20 protein-coding genes are annotated in these 15,855 nt (G+C 66.8%); 17 read left to right on the forward strand and 3 right to left on the reverse strand.

The features are described from left to right. Positions 1 to 334 precede the first annotated feature (334 nt). From EGO55_RS03625 to EGO55_RS21675, 3 genes are all read left to right on the forward strand, one after another. On the forward strand, positions 335 to 607 hold the full coding sequence (locus tag EGO55_RS03625) for a DNA -binding domain-containing protein (protein ID WP_021691174.1): 273 nt from the start codon (positions 335 to 337) through the stop codon (positions 605 to 607). Positions 608 to 754: 147 nt separating this feature from the next. Beyond that, positions 755 to 976 (forward strand): transcriptional regulator domain-containing protein, encoded by a 222-nt coding sequence (locus EGO55_RS03630; RefSeq protein ID WP_021691175.1) that lies wholly within the window; start codon positions 755 to 757, stop codon positions 974 to 976. A 49-nt stretch (positions 977 to 1,025) separates the two neighbouring features. After that, positions 1,026 to 1,538, forward strand: a complete 513-nt coding sequence (locus EGO55_RS21675) for a DUF2285 domain-containing protein (RefSeq protein WP_429860915.1) — start codon at positions 1,026 to 1,028, stop codon at positions 1,536 to 1,538. Between the two features lie 106 nt (positions 1,539 to 1,644). On the opposite strand, the gene EGO55_RS03640 is transcribed toward EGO55_RS21675, so the two are convergent. From EGO55_RS03640 to EGO55_RS03650, 3 genes are read right to left on the reverse strand one after another with little or no spacing between them, the layout of a single operon-like run. Further along, entirely contained in the window at positions 1,645 to 1,926 is a 282-nt protein-coding gene (locus EGO55_RS03640; protein WP_021691178.1) for a hypothetical protein, read from the reverse strand. Positions 1,927 to 1,929: 3 nt separating this feature from the next. Beyond that, the gene (locus tag EGO55_RS03645) at positions 1,930 to 2,919 is read right to left on the reverse strand and encodes a caspase family protein (protein ID WP_021691179.1); all 990 of its coding nucleotides are present in this window, start codon (positions 2,917 to 2,919) and stop codon (positions 1,930 to 1,932) included. 12 nt (positions 2,920 to 2,931) lie between these two features. After that, positions 2,932 to 3,303 (reverse strand): TIR domain-containing protein, encoded by a 372-nt coding sequence (locus EGO55_RS03650; protein ID WP_021691180.1) that lies wholly within the window; start codon positions 3,301 to 3,303, stop codon positions 2,932 to 2,934. Positions 3,304 to 3,518: 215 nt separating this feature from the next. Between EGO55_RS03650 and EGO55_RS03655 the strand changes: the two genes are divergently transcribed. From EGO55_RS03655 to trbK-alt, 14 genes are all read left to right on the forward strand, one after another. Next, positions 3,519 to 3,785, forward strand: a complete 267-nt coding sequence (locus EGO55_RS03655) for a helix-turn-helix transcriptional regulator (protein ID WP_021691181.1) — start codon at positions 3,519 to 3,521, stop codon at positions 3,783 to 3,785. Beyond that, entirely contained in the window at positions 3,782 to 4,288 is a 507-nt protein-coding gene (locus EGO55_RS03660) for a DUF2840 domain-containing protein (RefSeq protein WP_021691182.1), read from the forward strand. The genes EGO55_RS03655 and EGO55_RS03660 overlap by 4 nt, the downstream gene beginning before the upstream one ends. Then, positions 4,285 to 4,830 (forward strand): S26 family signal peptidase, encoded by a 546-nt coding sequence (locus EGO55_RS03665; protein ID WP_021691183.1) that lies wholly within the window; start codon positions 4,285 to 4,287, stop codon positions 4,828 to 4,830. Before EGO55_RS03660 ends, EGO55_RS03665 begins: the two co-directional genes overlap by 4 nt. Before the next feature lie 36 nt (positions 4,831 to 4,866). After that, positions 4,867 to 5,202, forward strand: coding sequence for a DUF736 domain-containing protein (locus tag EGO55_RS20805; RefSeq protein ID WP_021691184.1), 336 nt, complete (start codon positions 4,867 to 4,869; stop codon positions 5,200 to 5,202). 4 nt (positions 5,203 to 5,206) lie between these two features. Then, complete coding sequence (locus EGO55_RS03675) at positions 5,207 to 6,118, forward strand: lytic transglycosylase domain-containing protein (RefSeq protein WP_040716713.1); 912 nt, start codon at positions 5,207 to 5,209, stop codon at positions 6,116 to 6,118. 238 nt (positions 6,119 to 6,356) lie between these two features. After that, the gene (locus EGO55_RS03680; protein ID WP_021691186.1) at positions 6,357 to 8,114 is read left to right on the forward strand and encodes a relaxase/mobilization nuclease domain-containing protein; all 1,758 of its coding nucleotides are present in this window, start codon (positions 6,357 to 6,359) and stop codon (positions 8,112 to 8,114) included. A gap of 19 nt (positions 8,115 to 8,133) precedes the next feature. Continuing rightward, entirely contained in the window at positions 8,134 to 10,107 is a 1,974-nt protein-coding gene (locus tag EGO55_RS03685; RefSeq protein ID WP_021691187.1) for a conjugal transfer protein TraG, read from the forward strand. Between the two features lie 9 nt (positions 10,108 to 10,116). Further along, positions 10,117 to 10,545, forward strand: a complete 429-nt coding sequence (locus EGO55_RS03690) for a ribbon-helix-helix domain-containing protein (protein WP_021691188.1) — start codon at positions 10,117 to 10,119, stop codon at positions 10,543 to 10,545. Positions 10,546 to 10,718: 173 nt separating this feature from the next. Continuing rightward, positions 10,719 to 11,705 carry a P-type conjugative transfer ATPase TrbB gene (trbB, locus tag EGO55_RS03695; protein ID WP_040716716.1) on the forward strand — a complete coding sequence of 329 codons (987 nt, stop codon included), beginning with the start codon at positions 10,719 to 10,721 and terminating at the stop codon, positions 11,703 to 11,705. Next, positions 11,702 to 12,034, forward strand: a complete 333-nt coding sequence (locus EGO55_RS03700) for a TrbC/VirB2 family type IV secretion system protein (protein ID WP_021691190.1) — start codon at positions 11,702 to 11,704, stop codon at positions 12,032 to 12,034. The genes trbB and EGO55_RS03700 overlap by 4 nt, the downstream gene beginning before the upstream one ends. After that, positions 12,034 to 12,306 (forward strand): VirB3 family type IV secretion system protein, encoded by a 273-nt coding sequence (locus tag EGO55_RS03705; protein ID WP_021691191.1) that lies wholly within the window; start codon positions 12,034 to 12,036, stop codon positions 12,304 to 12,306. Before EGO55_RS03700 ends, EGO55_RS03705 begins: the two co-directional genes overlap by 1 nt. Next, positions 12,303 to 14,792: a conjugal transfer protein TrbE gene (gene trbE, locus EGO55_RS03710; protein ID WP_040716717.1), complete on the forward strand. Its 2,490-nt coding sequence runs from the start codon at positions 12,303 to 12,305 to the stop codon at positions 14,790 to 14,792. Before EGO55_RS03705 ends, trbE begins: the two co-directional genes overlap by 4 nt. Then, positions 14,789 to 15,547, forward strand: a complete 759-nt coding sequence (gene trbJ / locus EGO55_RS03715) for a P-type conjugative transfer protein TrbJ (protein WP_021691193.1) — start codon at positions 14,789 to 14,791, stop codon at positions 15,545 to 15,547. Before trbE ends, trbJ begins: the two co-directional genes overlap by 4 nt. A 5-nt stretch (positions 15,548 to 15,552) precedes the next feature. Then, positions 15,553 to 15,855: a putative entry exclusion protein TrbK-alt gene (trbK-alt, locus tag EGO55_RS03720; protein ID WP_021691194.1), complete on the forward strand. Its 303-nt coding sequence runs from the start codon at positions 15,553 to 15,555 to the stop codon at positions 15,853 to 15,855.

Here is a 15,855-nt window from a genome sequence, read left to right on the forward strand (position 1 = left end):
CGGGCCGCTACGCGGCGGCCTGGGGTGTGGAAACCCCGGATTAACCGGTTCGGCGCCGGCCGTGACGGCGTCGCGATCCTTGACCATGCGGTCGGGGAGCCTGCGACGTATGTCCAGGTGCCTCGGTGCTAAAGGTCGTAGGAACCGAGTTAATCCGGTTTTCCAACTCCCCGATCACGGGTTCAGGAGCTGTTTGCGGGGGCGCACCGCAAATCAGCAGCCCTGTGAATTGTCGAGGCATTGCAGATTCCGCGCGCAGTCATGCAGAACGAGCGCATCGAAAATGCTCCGACATTGGCTTATTGGTTAACGCGGGCGGGAAGTCGGGGGCATCATGGTCAAGATGGGATTCGATGAATGCGCGCCTGATTCGCAGCAGCTCACCAGCTATGACGAGGGTCATTTGGCGGACTATCTGCGCTTGTTAGATGCTAACGCAGATGGAACCGATTGGCGCGAGGCAGCGGGACTGATTTTCGGCATCGACGCCGCCGTGGAGCCGGATCGTGCGAAGACGATGCATGACACTCATCTAGCTCGCGCGCGGTGGATAACAGAGGTGGGATATGCTCATCTGCTCGGCTGTCAGCCCCCGCTAAACCGTTAAAATTGAACTCCAATTTGGATCGAGTTCGGTTGTTATGGTCCCGCCCGCGCGACATGGTTGTGCGCGATCTTCGCTCTATCCTGTAGGTAAGGCGGCGACGATGTTGCGTTCTCCGAAATCCGCGCAGAGCGCGGCGGGGAGGATGCAATGCCGACGCCACCTGGGCGTCGCCAGCGGCGCGCCGGCGGACTGTCCGACGCCCTCGGGCGCGCCGATTTAGCAGCTGAGTTCCTACGCCGAAACCGCACCTATCGCGCCGAACACACGCAGATGCAGCAGCGCATCGCGAGCGGCGCCGTCGCGAAGAACGCCGCCGAGACGGCGTTCGCGCGGCGCTGGGGGTTGTCCTTTCGCCACGGCGCCGGATGAGCTTTTAGAGTCGGTCATCTGGCGCCCGGAGCTGACCGCCGTCACGGTCATTCTCGACGCCGCGCCGGAGGGATTTGAGACCGCCGCCCCGGTCCCTCCGCGCGCGCTGGGCGCGCTGCTCGCCGACCTGGCCGGGATCGACGGCCGCCATGTCGTCGTCGCCGACGCGGCCGGCGAGCATCGGCTGTGGCTGCGCGATCCTGCACCGGGCAAGCCGCTCGCCGCGATCATTCCGCTCGACAAGGACTTCATCACCCGGATCGCGAGCCTGCTGCGCTTTCACCGGCGTCTGCTCGGCCGGACAGCCGGGCCGCTGCCGCGCGGCTGGCCGCTGACGGCCTATCGGCTCGCACGGCTCGACCTGATGCTCCGCGCGATAGACCTCCGTCAGAACGGCGCAACCTACCGCGAAATCGCGACAGCGCTGGGACGCGATGACGCTGCCCGTCTTTCCGCGAGCGACTGGAAAATGTCGGCCTCGCGGTCATTCGTCGTGCGCCTGGTCCGCGACGGCATCGCCATGATGAATGGCGACTATCGCAAGCTGCTCCGCATTCGTTGATCGTCCTAAACGGCCCCTCGAAATTGGATTATAGGACTTTCACGCAATATAAGGTCGCGCAGTTTCCGGCGCGGCGGCGTTGCGGCAGCAAAGTAACGACCTAACATCAAGAACGAGCATTGAGAGCGGTGGCTATTAGGGGCAGGTAGCGACTAACTTGATCGCGGTCGCTTTGCTTCTCTTTGGCGCTGAGATCATGGTAGTCCGTCGCCGCTTGCCGATCCCATCGTTCCACCAGTTCGGCAGGCAAGACGAGCGAGCCGTCTGCTTGCCTGACGCCCTTTGAATGCATGTATCGCTGCCAATGTGACCAGCGCTCATGCTCGATCGCAGCCAGTTCGTCCATGAGACCGTACAAGACGGCATCGACGTCGATCGGATCGCCCATCGGTTAGATGAGCCCGTCAGCGACAAGCTGCCGATAATGCTGTCCGAGAACCGTCAACTCGCAGGACTTGCTGTTCATCGCTGCGTGCCACATGTGGGCTTCCCCGACCGGACGAACCAAATTTACCTTCACATAGCGCTGTAACACCGCAAAGACCGCGTTCTTTTGGGGGTCTGGTGGCGGTAGATTTGGGTCAGCCTTCTGTTCCTCCGTGCGTTCCGGCTCGTAGCTGGGATCTAGGGGAAAATCATAGTCCGGGCGGGGGAAATATGTCGCCAGCACTTGCAAATCCGCAAGCGGGATCGGTGCTGCAGCCTTACGCAATGACACGAAGGTCTTCACATTGGTCTTGAACATAGGGCGTTGTGCCCAAGGGCCAAGAGATTGATCGATATGCGCATAGACGCTGCCGGGCGTTACGTCGCCAAGTAGATTTGCAGCCGCACCGCCGAGTGCATCGACGAATAGGCTCGTGAAGACACCGGCCCCACCTCCGGGAACTTCCATCGCATATTGCTCTGCGGTTGAAGCCGTCAGAATGGTCATGCCTTCCTTCACTTCGGCAATCATCTGCTCCGGCCGCGTGCCTGCAACGCCACTGTGGCAACTATCGAGAATGACGATCTTGTTCTTTGCGGGAGACTTCCCTGCGAGAGTCATCAACTCGGAGAGCGAGAGACCATCGTCGCCAGACTTGCATTCCGTGCCACACAGAAAACCGCCAGTATCTTCAATGTAGCCATGACCGGCAAAATAGAAGAGCGCGATTTCCGAATCGTCAGCAAATAGTTCTCTAACCGCGTCCTTGAGCCGCCCCTTTTCGACTCGATCCGTCGCGCTGGTTCCAGTCAGCAACATCGGCGTGGCGAAATTGACAGTGCCGTCGGCATGCCGTTCGAGCACGCTTTTCACCGAGTGAGCGTCATTTACGCAACCACTCAGGCCGCCAATGTGGTCGTAGTGGTCGATACCGACAATGAGAGCCTTACGCACAAATGCACCTCATCAAAGCGAGTCGATGAAGCCGCTGATATTCGTGTCGCTCCAGACGTACGTGGTCACGCCCGCCAGACTGGTCCGGTCATTGGAGTAGGCGTAGATGCCTCGAATAGGCTTACCCTCTTCCTGAGCGCACTGAATCTCCCATTTTTGGCCGCTCGAAGTCAGCGAGTTTTTGCTTACGAGGACGATCACACCGTCTGAACGACGGATGCGAGTGCGCACCTTCGTCTTCCAATCATTGTCGTAAGCCTGCTTCACCGACATGTCGATGAACTCATACGGAGCGCGGGGATGAAGCGACTGCCCCTTCAAGAAATCCCGCTGGCGTTCGTCTTCGATTGCGAACGCGATGAACACCACTTTCTTGTCAGCCATCTCTGCCCCCAAGTGATTCTGGATAAGCCAGTAAACCTGTGATTGCATATAGCGGCTGGGACGCAAGGAAGACATAGTTCATTCCGCTTCCGGCTGAGGCCGATCGCCCTCGCGGGGTGGTCGCGTCCGTGCAGCCGCACATCTTCATACCCCACCCGGCCGCCTCAGTTCTGACAATTACGCCTCCTGCCGCCACCGCCCGCAGGAGCAGTCACTTGTCCGATACGCCTCCCAATCTGCCGCCCCGCTTCCTGCGCACGCCGGAAGCCGCGCGGTTTCTCGGCCTCTCCGGCCGGACCCTCGAAAAGCACCGCTATTTCGGGACCGGCCCTGCCTACCGCCGGATCGGCGGGCGGGTGGTCTATTCGGTCGATGACCTGCGCGCCTGGGCCGACATCGGCATCAAGCACTCGACCTCCGATCCGGGGCAGGACGACCTCATGCCGCGTGCGGATTCGGCCATCGCTCGGAGCCGGCGATGACCGTCCCACCGTCGCCCATGCGCCACCGCCAGCCGTCCGATGACGGCATGACCCGCGTTGAACTGACCTGGATCGAGAAGCGGATCGAGCACTGGATCAGGTTCGGCCGCGTCGCGGTGGACGAAATCGTTGATCGCCGCCGCCGCATCGTCCAGTTCCGTCCCGGCGCGATCTTCGCGTTCGTCCGATGGGCGGCGAACGACTACGGCACGGTCAGCTCGCGCATTGACATCGTGCGCGCGGTCGGCGCGAACGAGCCGTTCACGACGCTCCCGTTCGTGCGGCCGGGCGGCGACATCCTGCTCAAGATCGAAGGCTGGCCCAAGGTCAGCCAAGTGCTCGCCGCGATCGACGCTACCGAGGCGGCCGGCGTCGATCCATGCGACGCCGCGCCCGATCACTGGCGGCATGTCGCCAACCGGATCGCGGCCGGACAGCAGCCGCGCCCCTACACGATTGAGCGTCATCGCGCCTGGCTTAAGCGCCGGGAGATCGAAGGATGACGCGCCGTGGATGGGCCATTGCGACAGCATCCGCCGCGTCGCTGTTCGCCGCGTCGTTCCTCGCCGTGGCGGTGTTCGACCCGTTCCCGCGCGTCGTCTGGAACGCCAGCGCCAGCGCGCCGATCGGACTATACCGGATCGAGCCGCTGCCCGATCCGCCGCACGGTGCATTGGTCGCCGTGAAGCCGCCACCAGCGCTGGCGCGATGGCTGGCGGAGCGCGGCTATCTCGGCGAGCGTGTGCCGCTGTTGAAGCATGTCGCGGCGCGGCCGGGACAGATCGTGTGCCGCATCGACGCGGTGGTAAGCGTCGATGGGCGGCCCGTCGTCGTCGCCCAGCAGCGTGACGGCCGGGGCCGCACGCTGCCGGTCTGGCAAGGCTGCCGCACGCTGCGCGCCGGTGAGCTGCTGATGCTCAACCCCGACCACGCCGACAGCATGGACGGCCGCTATTTCGGGCCGCTGCCGGCCTCGACGGTGCTCGGCCGCGCCACGCCGATCCTCACCCGCAACACGCCCGACGCGCCGCTCACCTGGCGCTGACCCGCTTTCCCGCCCGCCAACCCAAAGGAGATTCCCATGCAGATCGGCAGCTTCTTCCGCACCGCCAAAGGCTACGAAGGCATCATCGAGACGGCGACGCTCGACATCCGTATCTCGATCGTTCCGGCCGAGCAGAGCGACGCCGACAAGGCGCCGGACTGGCGCGTCCATCGCGGCGATGACGGCGAAGGCCCGGAGATCGGCGCCGGCTGGAATGAGACCGGCGAACGCGCCGGGGATTACGTCTCGCTGCGCATCGACGACCCCGCCTTCGCGCAGCCGCTTCGCGCCGCGCTGTTCCAGAGCACCGCCGACAAGTCGGCTTGGTCGCTGCGCTGGAACCGTCAGCCGAAGTCGCGCGAGCAGGATTGATCCGGTGCGCTTCCCCATAATCCCTTTGTTCGCGGGAAAACCGTCTCATCCCTCCGTCCCGCTCGGTCGCAGGCCGGCCGGCGCGCGCAGCGAAGGTCAAGGGCGGCCAAAGGCCGGCGCTCCGCGCGCACCCTTGAGCGTAGCGAGCACGCTGGCAGGCTGGCGGCGGAGTGGAGTGGGATCGGCAGTGGCGCCTGCCGTCATGCTGCTGTCCGGCGGCGTCGCGTCTGTCCCGGCGGTGGCGCAGGAAGTGCCGGCGGCGCGATCGGCGGCCGTCCATCCCTATGCCGGTCATGTCGCCGGGGCCGCGCGGCGGTTCGGCATCCCGGAAGCGTGGATATGGGCGGTGATGCGCGTCGAGAGCGGCGGCAATGCCCGCGCCGTATCGCGCGCCGGGGCGATGGGCTTGATGCAGATCATGCCCGCGACCTGGGCGGGGCTTCGCACCCGCTACGGCCTCGGCTCCGATCCGTTCGACGTGCGCGATAACATCATGGCGGGCGCGGCCTATCTGCGCGAGATGCACGACCGCTACGGCAACGCCAGCGCTATGCTGGCGGCCTATAATGCGGGACCGGGCCGCTACGACGACTTCGTGTCGCGCGGCCGTCCGCTGCCGCCCGAGACGGTCGGCTATCTGGCCCAGCTCGCGCCGATCACGGGCGCATCGAGCGCGGTGGAGGCGGCGACCACTGCTACGCCTGATCCGTTCGCATGGCGTCGTGCAGCGCTGTTCGTCCGCACCGCTAGCGCCGCTTCGGAAGCTGTCGTCGGGCAGTCGGACGGAGAAGAAGCCGCGTCCGAGCTGCCAACCGACCGGCCGACATCTGGCGGCGTTCGCGCTGCCGATCCGTCCGCCAATGAGCCGCGCGAAACGCTGTTCGTGTCCCGCGCCCGCGCGGGCCGACCGCAATGATCGGCCTGTCGCCCCCCTCATCCGTCCGAAGCAGTAAGGGGGCTGGGGAGGAGGAAAACGGCAGGGACAGACGAGGGCAAGATATAAGCCGCACCCCGTGTCGTCGAAAAGCCAAGGCTTTTCCGTGGCTTCACGCGGGGGCGTCGGTCGGCACGCGTGCCGCGCGGAAGGAAAAAGGCAGCAATATCAATGCGCCGAACGGCACCAAGGGCCGTTTTCGGCGGAAAGCGCCCCGGCCGTGAGCGAGGACAGCGAGTTCTGCGTCCGGCCGGGCAAGGCCAAGCGTAGCAAGGCGCAGGGGCGCAATGCGCGCGGTCTGGTGGCTGAGGTGCTGCGCGTCGCGGCGATCCACAGCAGCGGCAGGCGCACCGGGGGCGGGCCGCGCCGTGGCGGCCAGTCGAGTTTCGGCCGGGGCCGCACGGCGTTCGCGCGCAGTCGCCTGTTCGGCTCGGGCCGGCGAGTGATGGTCAAGATGCTGCCCGTCACCACGCGCAGTCGAGGCGGGCGGCGCATGGCGCCGCTGTCCGCGCACGTCGCCTATCTAAAGCGCGAGGGCGTGACCCGCGATGGCTCGCCGACCCGGATGTTCGACGCGGCCGGCGACAACGCAGACGATCGCGCCTTCACTGACCGTTGCAAGGACGATCGTCATCACTTCCGCATCATTGTATCGCCAGAGGATGCGGCCGAGCTGACGGACCTGCGCGAATACACGCGCGACCTCATGCGCCAAATGGAGACGGACCTGGGCACGCGGCTCGATTGGGTCGCGGTCGATCATTGGAACACCGACAATCCGCACGTCCATCTGCTTGTGCGCGGGCAGACCGACCAGGGTGCCGATCTCGTCATCTCCCGCGACTACATCAGCCACAATCTCCGGTCGCGCGCGCAAGACTTGGCTTTCGCCGAGCTGGGGCCGAAACCCGAACATGAGGTGCAGCGCGCGCTCGACCGCGAGGTGACGGCAGAACGCTGGACCCGGCTCGATGCCGAGATCCAGCGTTCTGCCGACGAGCTGGGCGTGATCGACCTGCGCGCCGAGCGGCCCGGCCCGGACGATCCGCGCCTCCGCCGGTTGATGGTCGGCAGGTTGCAGCATCTGGAAACGATGGGCCTCACTGCCGAGGGCGAGCCCGGCCAATGGGCCGTCGCCGAGGGCGCGCAGGCGAAGCTCCGCGAGTTGGGCGCGCGCGGCGACATCATCCGCACGATCGGCGCGGCGCTCAAGGACCGCGGGCAGGACCGGTCGCTCGACAGCTACGCGGTCCTCAGCGGCGCGCCCGACAAGCCGATCGCCGGCCGGTTGATCGACAAGGGGTTGCACGACGAGCTGACCGGCACGGCCTATGCGGTGATCGACGGCACAGACGGCCGCACGCATCATGTTCGGCTCCCCGGCATCGAGGCGCTAGAGCATAGCCCGGCGATCGGCGGTATCGTCGAGCTGCGCGCAATCGGCAAGCCCGGTGAGCCGAAACCGACCCTGATCCTTGCCACGCGGTCGGACCTCGACCTCACCGCGCAGATCAAGGCGCCCGGCGCGACGTGGCTCGACCATCGGCTGATCGAGCGCGGCGCGAGCGTCGCGGACAGAGGGTTCGGCGCCGAGGCGCGCCGCGCGATGGACGCGCGCACCGATCATCTTGTCCGCGAAGGACTGGCGCGCCGCTACGGCGAGCGGACCGTGTTCGAGCGCGGACTGATCGACACGCTGCGCCGCCGCGAGCTGGACGCCGTTGGCGCGAAGATCGCCAGCGAAACCGGGCTGGCCTATCGGCCGACGCAGGCCGGCGAGAAGATCGCCGGTGTCGTGCGGCAGCGTCTCGTGCTCGCCTCCGGCCGCTTCGCCATGATCGACGACGGTCTCGGCTTCCGCCTCGTGCCCTGGGCCAGCGCCCTCGAACAGCAGCTTGGCCGACAAGTCGCGGGCGTGATCCGCGATGGCGGCGGCCTCGACCTCGCGCTGGGCCGCAAACGCGGCCTCGGTCTGTAACCCCGAAAAGGAGTCCTCAATGTCCGCCACCAAGATTCTTTGGGGCCAGGTCTTCGCCGTCTTCCTGATCGTGCTCGCCGGGGTGTGGGGTGCGACGCAGTGGACGGCCGCCGCGCTCGCCTATCAGCCCGAGCTGGGGCCGCCCTGGTTCGCTGCGTTCGGCTGGCGCGTCTATCCGCCCCCGGCCTTCTTCTGGTGGTGGTTCTCGTTCGACGCCTATGCGCCCGCGATCTTCCAGACCGGCGCCTTCATCGCCGCGTCGGGCGGCTTCGTGTCGATCGCGGTCGCGATCGGCATGTCGGTGTGGCGGGCGCGCGAATTAAAGAACGCCGAGACCTATGGCTCGGCTCGCTGGGCGACCGAGCGGGAGGTGCGCGCAGCCGGGTTGCTAGGGCCGAACGGCGTGGTGCTTGGCAAGCTCGCCGCCGATTATCTGCGCCACGACGGTCCCGAGCATGTGCTGTGCTTCGCGCCCACGCGCAGCGGCAAGGGCGTCGGCCTTGTCGTGCCGTCACTGCTGACCTGGCCGGCCTCGGCGATCGTGCATGACATTAAGGGGGAGAACTGGACGCTGACCGCCGGCTTTCGATCGCGCCACGGCCGGGTGCTGCTGTTCGATCCGACCAACGCGGCGTCCGCTGCCTACAACCCGCTGCTGGAGGTGCGGCGCGGCCAGTGGGAGGTGCGCGACGTGCAGAATGTCGCCGACGTGCTGGTCGATCCCGAAGGCAGCCTCGAGCGTCGGAACCACTGGGAGAAGACCTCGCACTCGCTGCTGGTCGGCGCGATCCTCCATGTCCTCTATGCCGAGCCGGACAAGACCTTGGCGGGCGTCGCCGGGTTCCTGTCCGATCCCGGTCGCACGATCGAGCAGACTCTGGCCGCGATGATGGCGACGCCGCACCTGGGCAAAGCCGGCGTGCATCCTGTCGTTGCTTCCGCCGCGCGCGAGCTGCTGAACAAGTCCGACAACGAGCGATCGGGCGTGCTCAGCACGGCGATGTCGTTCCTTGGCCTGTATCGCGATCCCGTCGTCGCGCAGGTCACGCGCGCTTGCCAATGGCGCATATCGGATCTGGTCGAGGGCGATCGGCCGGCAACGCTCTATCTGGTCGTGCCGCCCAGCGACATATCCCGCACCAAGCCGCTGATCCGCCTCATCCTCAACCAGATCGGGCGCCGGCTGACCGAGGAGCTGACCCCGAAGGGCAACCGGCATCGGGTGTTGCTGATGCTCGACGAGTTTCCCGCGCTCGGCCGGCTCGACTTCTTCGAATCCGCCCTGGCGTTCATGGCCGGCTATGGACTCAAGGCGTTCCTCATCGCGCAGTCTCTCAACCAGATCGAAAAGGCTTACGGCCCGAACAACGCGATCCTCGACAACTGCCATGTCCGCGTGAGCTTCGCCACGAACGACGAGCGGACCGCCAAGCGTGTGTCGGACGCCCTCGGCACCGCGACCGAGATGCGGGCGATGAAGAACTATGCCGGGCACCGGCTGTCGCCGTGGCTGGGGCACTTGATGGTGTCGCGGTCGGAGACCGCCCGCCAGCTCCTCACGCCGGGTGAGGTGATGCAGCTCCCGCCCGACGACGAGATCGTGATGGTGGCGGGCGTCCACCCGATCCGCGCGAAGAAGGCGCGCTACTATCAGGACCGGCGGCTGTCCGAGCGGATCATGGCGGCGCCGGCGTCCGTGGCTGCCACGATCCGTCCCGACGATTGGACCGGGCGGCAGGCGGCCGCCGATCCAAAGCAGGTCGCGCGGATTGTCCGCGATGCGGAAGACGCGGCCAATGCCGGTCTGCGCCGGGAGCCCGAACTGCCCGAGCATGTCGCCATCGCGCCCGAAACGGCAGCACCGCCAGCCCAGGAGTTCGCCATCGTCGATGACGAACGGGACGACGCGGCGCGGCAGGCGGCCGTGCGGCGCCGGATGCAGGGACTTGCGCGGCAAGCGTCGCTCGACCCCGGCGACGGCATCGAGCTGTAGGAGGCGATCATGCGGACCCGGCTCAACGTCTATTTCCCGCCCGCGCTCGCCAAACAGGTTGACGAGCTGGCGATCCGGCGACGCATATCACGCTCGGCGATCGTGGAGGCGGCGGTGGCGTCCTACCTGTCGCCGGACGGCACCGACCGGATGGAGGCGGCGTTCGCGCGCCGGCTCGATCGCCTGTCGCGGCAGGTGCAGCGGCTGGAGCGCAATACCGGACTGAGCACCGAGGCACTGAGCCTGTTCGTCCGTTTCTGGCTGTCCGTGACCCCGCCGCTGCCCGACGAAGATCAGGCAGCGGCGCAGGTCAAAGGTCGTAAACGCTACGAGGGTTTTATCGAGACGCTTGGTCGGCGCTTCGCCAGCGGCAAGACCCTCATGGACGAAATACCGGAGGATGTCTGGCCGCGGTCAACATCGCCCGAGTCGGAGTAGCAGAAGCGCGCCGACCTTGATGTAGTCTGCAAGAGACTTCGCCTCCGGCACCGTATCTACCGCCCCCTCTACTACGCCGATAACTAGCTGTTGCGACGCGAGCATTGCTGCGTCTCTTGATGTGCCCCTGACGCCGGGCGGCGGTTCGCCCGGCCCAATCGAGGGGCCAGTCGTTGACCGTCCAGCCAATCCGATCCGAGGCGAAATCACGCGGCGCGCGGATGCTGCGCACGGCGCTGGGACCGTCGATCACAGCCTGGCTCGACGACCCCGCCGTCATCGAGGTGATGCTGAACCCGGACGGCCGACTTTGGCTCGATCGGCTCGGCGAGGGGATTAGCGATACCGGCGAGATGCTGTCCGCCGCAGACGGCGAACGCATCGTCCGGCTGGTCGCGCACCATGTCGGTGTCGAGGGTCATGCTCGCAGCCCCCGCGTCTCGGCCGAACTGCCCGAGGGGGGCGAACGGTTCGAGGGATTGCTGCCACCCGTCGTCGCGGCGCCGGCCTTCGCTATACGCAAGCCCGCCGTCGCCGTATTCACGCTCGACGATTACGCACGCGCCGGGATCATGTCGGCAGTTGAGGCCGAGGCGTTGCGCCACGGCGTCGAGACCCGCGCCAATATTCTCGTCGCTGGTGGGACCGGCGCGGGCAAGACAACGCTGGTCAACGCGCTGCTCGCCGAGGTGGCAAAGACCGCCGATCGCATCGTCCTGATCGAAGACACGCGCGAACTGCAATGCGCCGCGCCCAACCTCGTCGCCATGCGCACCAAGGATGGCGTGGTGTCTCTCGCCGAGCTGGTCCGCTCATCACTGCGCCTGCGTCCCGACCGCATCCCGATCGGCGAGGTGCGCGGTGCCGAGGCGCTCGACCTCATCAAGGCGTGGGGCACCGGCCATCCCGGCGGGGTCGGCACGATCCACGCCGGCACCGGGCTAGGCGCGCTGCGCCGCATGGAGCAGCTCATCCAGGAGGCCGTCGTCACGGTCCCGCGCGCGCTGATCGCCGAGACGATCGACCTGATCGCCGTGCTGGTGCGCGACGCGCACGGGCGTCGGCTGACCGAGCTGGCCCGCGTTGAAGGGCTCGATCCCACGACCGGCGATTACCGCCTCGCATCCCTTTCCACCACCCAATCGGGAGACCTGCCATGATCCATGCCATTCGGCATGGCGCACGCCGCGCCATGCTTACCACCACCGCCGGCGTGGTCGCGCTGACCTTCGCCGTTCCGGCCCGTGCCGGTGGATCGTCGATGCCCTGGGAAGCGCCGCTCCAGTCGATCCTCGAAAGCATCGAGGGGCCGGTGGCGAAGATCGTGGCGGTCATCATCATCATCGTGACCGGCCTGACTTTGGCGTTCGGCGACACCAGCGGCGGGTTCCGCCGGCTGATCCAGATCGTGTTCGGCCTGTCGATCGCGTTCGCAGCCAGCTCCTTCTTCCTGAGCTTCTTCAGCTTCGGCGGCGGGGCGCTGGTCTGATGCTCGACGTGGCCGAACCGATCGCGGGTTTCCATGCTCCCGTTCACCGGGCGCTGACCGAGCCGATACTGCTCGGCGGTGCCCCGCGGGCGCTCGCCATCGTCAACGGAACGCTGGCGGGCGCGATCGGCCTCGGCCTGCGGCTGTGGATCGCAGGCCTGGTCATCTGGGCCATCGGCCACGGGCTGTCCGTCTGGGCCGCCCGCCGCGACCCGCAATTCGTGGACGTGGCCCGCCGCCACCTCCGCTTGCCTGTTTGGATGCGGCCATGATGAGCTTGCGCGAATATCGTAGCAAAGCTGCAAACCTGCCAGACTTCCTGCCCTGGGCCGCGCTGGTCGGCGAAGGGGTCGTGTTGAACAAGGACGGCTCGTTCCAGCGCACTGCGAGGTTTCGCGGCCCCGATCTCGACAGCGCGACGCCGGCCGAGCTGGTCGCCACGACTGCGCGATTGAACAATTCGCTGCGTCGGCTTGGCTCAGGCTGGGCGATCTTCGTTGAGGCGCAGCGCACGCCTGCGCTCGACTATCCGGAAGGCCACTTTCCCGATCCTGTGTCGTCGCTGGTCGAGTTCGAGCGCCGCGAACAATTCCGCGAGGAAGGCGCACACTTCGAGAGCCGCTATTTCCTGACGCTGCTGTGGATGCCGCCCGCAGAGGAAGCGGCGCGCGCCGAAGGCTGGCTTTACGAGGGCCGGGCCACGACCGGCGTCGATCCGTGGGAACTGCTCAAGGGCTTTACCGATCGCAGCGACCGCGTCCTCAATCTGGTCGAGGGATTCGTGCCCGAGGTCCGCTGGCTCAATGACGCCGAGACGCTGACCTACCTGCACAGCACGGTCTCGACCCGCCGCCAGCGCGTGCGCGTGCCGGAAACGCCGATGCACCTCGACGCCCTCTTGGCGGACGAGCCGCTGACCGGCGGGCTGGAACCGCGCCTGGGCGACCATCACCTCCGCACGCTCACCATCGTCGGCTTTCCGAGCGTGACGTTCCCCGGCTTGCTCGACGAGCTGAACCGGCTCGCCTTCGAGTATCGCTGGGCGACGCGGGCGATCATGCTCGACAAGACCGACGCGACCAAGCTGCTGAGCCGCATCCGCCGCCAGTGGTTCGCCAAGCGCAAGAGCGTCGTGGCGATCTTGAAGGAGGTGATGACCAACGAGGCGTCGGTCCTGATGGACAGCGACGCCTCGAACAAGGCCGCCGACGCCGACACCGCCCTGCAGGAACTGGGTGCCGATTATGCCGGCATGGCCTACGTCACCGCCACGGTGACGGTGTGGGACCGCGATCCCGCCATCGCCGCCGAGAAGCTGCGGCTGGTCGAGAAGGTCATCCAGGGCCGCGACTTCACCGTCATTCCCGAGGGCATGAACGCGATCGAGGCGTGGCTGGGAAGCCTGCCCGGCCACATCTACGCCAATGTCCGCCAGCCCCCGATCTCCACCATCAATCTCGCCCACCTGATCCCCCTGTCAGCAGTATGGGCGGGGCCGGAACGGGACGAGCATTTCGGTGCGCCCCCCTTGCTCTATGGCAAGACCGAAGGCTCGACTCCGTTCCGGTTTTCCCTTCACGTCGGCGACGTCGGCCACACGCTGATCGTCGGCCCGACCGGCGCCGGCAAGTCGGTGCTGCTCGCGCTGATGGCGATGCAGTTCCGCCGCTACGAGAACGGCCAGGTCTTCGCCTTCGACTTCGGCGGCAGCATCCGCGCCGCCGCGATCGGCATGGGCGGCGATTGGCAGGACTTGGGCGGGATGCTCGCCGACGAGGCGGGTGACGGCGTGCAGCTCCAGCCTCTCGCCCGGATCGACGATCCGTCCGAGCGTGCGTGGGCGGCGGAATGGCTCGCGGCGATCCTCGTCTCCGAAGGCGTCGCGGTCGATCCGCAGGCGAAAGAGCATTTGTGGTCGGCGCTCGGGTCGCTTGCCAGTGCGCCCGCGCCGGAACGCACGCTGACCGGGCTGGCCGTGCTGCTCCAGAGCCAGCAGCTCAAGCAGGCGCTCGCTTCCTATTGCCTCGGCGGGCCGTGGGGTCGGCTGCTCGACGCAGAGGTCGAGCGTCTCGGCGAGGCGTCTGTCCAGGTGTTCGAGACCGAGGGCTTGGTTGGCGCCGGATCGGCCGCCGCTGTCCTGTCCTATCTGTTCCACCGGATCGAAGGCCGGCTGAACGGCTCGCCGACGCTCATCATCATCGACGAGGGTTGGCTAGTTCTCGACAGCCCGCAGTTCGCCGCGCAACTCCGCGAATGGCTGAAAACGCTGCGCAAGAAGAACGCCAGCGTTGTGTTCGCCACGCAGAGCCTCGCCGATATTGAAACCTCGAACATCGCGCCGGCCATCATCGAAAGCTGCCCGACGCGCATCTTCCTGCCGAACGAGCGCGCGGCCGAGCCGCAGATCGCTGCCATCTACGAGCGGTTCGGGCTCAACGCCCGACAGATCGAAATCCTCAGCCGGGCGACGCCCAAGCGCGACTATTACTGCCAGTCGCGGCGCGGCAACCGGCTGTTTGAGCTGGGGCTTGGCGAGGTCGCGCTGGCCTTCGCCGCCGCTTCTTCCAAGACCGATCAGCTCCGCATCACCGAACTCGTCGAGACACACGGTCGCGAGCACTTCGCCGCCGAGTGGTTGCGCCATCGCGGCTTGGCCTGGGCGGTCGATCTCCTTCCCGACCCCCAACCTGATCCGCTGGCCGGTCGCCGGGAAGATGCCGGCCAGCTTCCCCTTGCCTTGAAGGACATGACCCCATGAAGCCCAATATCCTGCGCCGCGCCATGCTGGCCGGCGCCATCGCCACGTCGAGCATGATCGGCATCACCGCCGCCACGCCGGCGCACGCTCAGTTCGGCGGGATCGTCTATGACCCGACCAATTACGCGCAGAACGTGCTGACGGCCGCGCGGTCGCTCCAGCAGATCAACAACCAGATCCAGCAAATCCAGCAGCAGGCGACCAGCCTCATCAACGAGGCGCGCAATCTGGCGTCGCTGCCGTTCAACTCGCTCCAGCAGTTGCAGCAGCAGGTGCAGCGCACCCAGCAGCTTCTCGGCGAAGCCCAGCGCATCGCCTACGACGTGCAGAACGTCCAACAGGTCTTCAACGGCCGCTACAAGGGCGCGGCGCTCACCGGCACCCACGCGCAGATGGTCGCTAACGCCAATGCGCGCTGGGAGGATAGCGTCGGCGCGTTCGAGGATGCGCTGCGTGTGCAGGCTGGCGTCGTCGGCAATATCGACGGCGCGCGGACGACGATGGACGGCGTGGTCACGTCTAGTCAGTCGGCGACCGGCGCGCTCCAAGCCGCGCAGGCGGGCAACCAGCTTCTCGCGCTGCAATCGCAGCAGCTCGCGGACCTGACGGCGCTGCTCGCCGCGCAGGGCCGGGCGCAGGCGCTGGATTCGGCGCGCAACGCGGCCGTTGAAGCCGAGAGCCGCGAACGTCTGCGCCGCTTCCTGACGCGGTCCACCGGCTATCAGCCGGGCAACGCCCGCATGTTCCACGACTAACGCCCGTGGACAGCAAGCTCCTCGCGCGCATCGGCGCGGTCATCTTCGTCGCCATCGCCATCACCATGACGGCGATCGAGATGAGCCGTGCGCCAGAGCCACCGCGCGCGGGGCCGGCGGCCGTCGCCGAGACATCGGCGACGGACCCGCTGCTGATCGAGCTGCGCCGCTGCCAGTCGATCGGCGCGGCCGGGGCGAGTGACCCGGATTGCCTGCGTGCCTGGGCCGAGAACCGTCGCCGGTTCCTCGCGCCCGGTGCGCTTCCCGCTGCCCGCATCGCCGATGGCGCGACCCCACAGGAGAACTGA

It is taken from the genome of Caenibius tardaugens NBRC 16725 (genome assembly GCF_003860345.1).
Taxonomy (GTDB): Bacteria; Pseudomonadota; Alphaproteobacteria; order Sphingomonadales; family Sphingomonadaceae; genus Caenibius; species Caenibius tardaugens.

Coding starts and splice junctions, on each gene's coding strand:
- trbJ (WP_021691193.1), top strand. CDS start 14,789: ATGAAGCCCAATATCCTGCGCCGCGCCATGCTGGCCGGCGCCATCGCC.
- EGO55_RS03705 (WP_021691191.1), top strand. CDS start 12,034: ATGCTCGACGTGGCCGAACCGATCGCGGGTTTCCATGCTCCCGTTCAC.
- EGO55_RS03660 (WP_021691182.1), top strand. CDS start 3,782: ATGACCGTCCCACCGTCGCCCATGCGCCACCGCCAGCCGTCCGATGAC.
- EGO55_RS03640 (WP_021691178.1), bottom strand. CDS start 1,926: ATGGGCGATCCGATCGACGTCGATGCCGTCTTGTACGGTCTCATGGAC.
- EGO55_RS03630 (WP_021691175.1), top strand. CDS start 755: ATGCCGACGCCACCTGGGCGTCGCCAGCGGCGCGCCGGCGGACTGTCC.
- EGO55_RS03665 (WP_021691183.1), top strand. CDS start 4,285: ATGACGCGCCGTGGATGGGCCATTGCGACAGCATCCGCCGCGTCGCTG.
- EGO55_RS03650 (WP_021691180.1), bottom strand. CDS start 3,303: ATGGCTGACAAGAAAGTGGTGTTCATCGCGTTCGCAATCGAAGACGAA.
- EGO55_RS03690 (WP_021691188.1), top strand. CDS start 10,117: ATGCGGACCCGGCTCAACGTCTATTTCCCGCCCGCGCTCGCCAAACAG.
- EGO55_RS03700 (WP_021691190.1), top strand. CDS start 11,702: ATGATCCATGCCATTCGGCATGGCGCACGCCGCGCCATGCTTACCACC.
- trbE (WP_040716717.1), top strand. CDS start 12,303: ATGATGAGCTTGCGCGAATATCGTAGCAAAGCTGCAAACCTGCCAGAC.
- EGO55_RS20805 (WP_021691184.1), top strand. CDS start 4,867: ATGCAGATCGGCAGCTTCTTCCGCACCGCCAAAGGCTACGAAGGCATC.
- EGO55_RS03625 (WP_021691174.1), top strand. CDS start 335: ATGGTCAAGATGGGATTCGATGAATGCGCGCCTGATTCGCAGCAGCTC.
- EGO55_RS03685 (WP_021691187.1), top strand. CDS start 8,134: ATGTCCGCCACCAAGATTCTTTGGGGCCAGGTCTTCGCCGTCTTCCTG.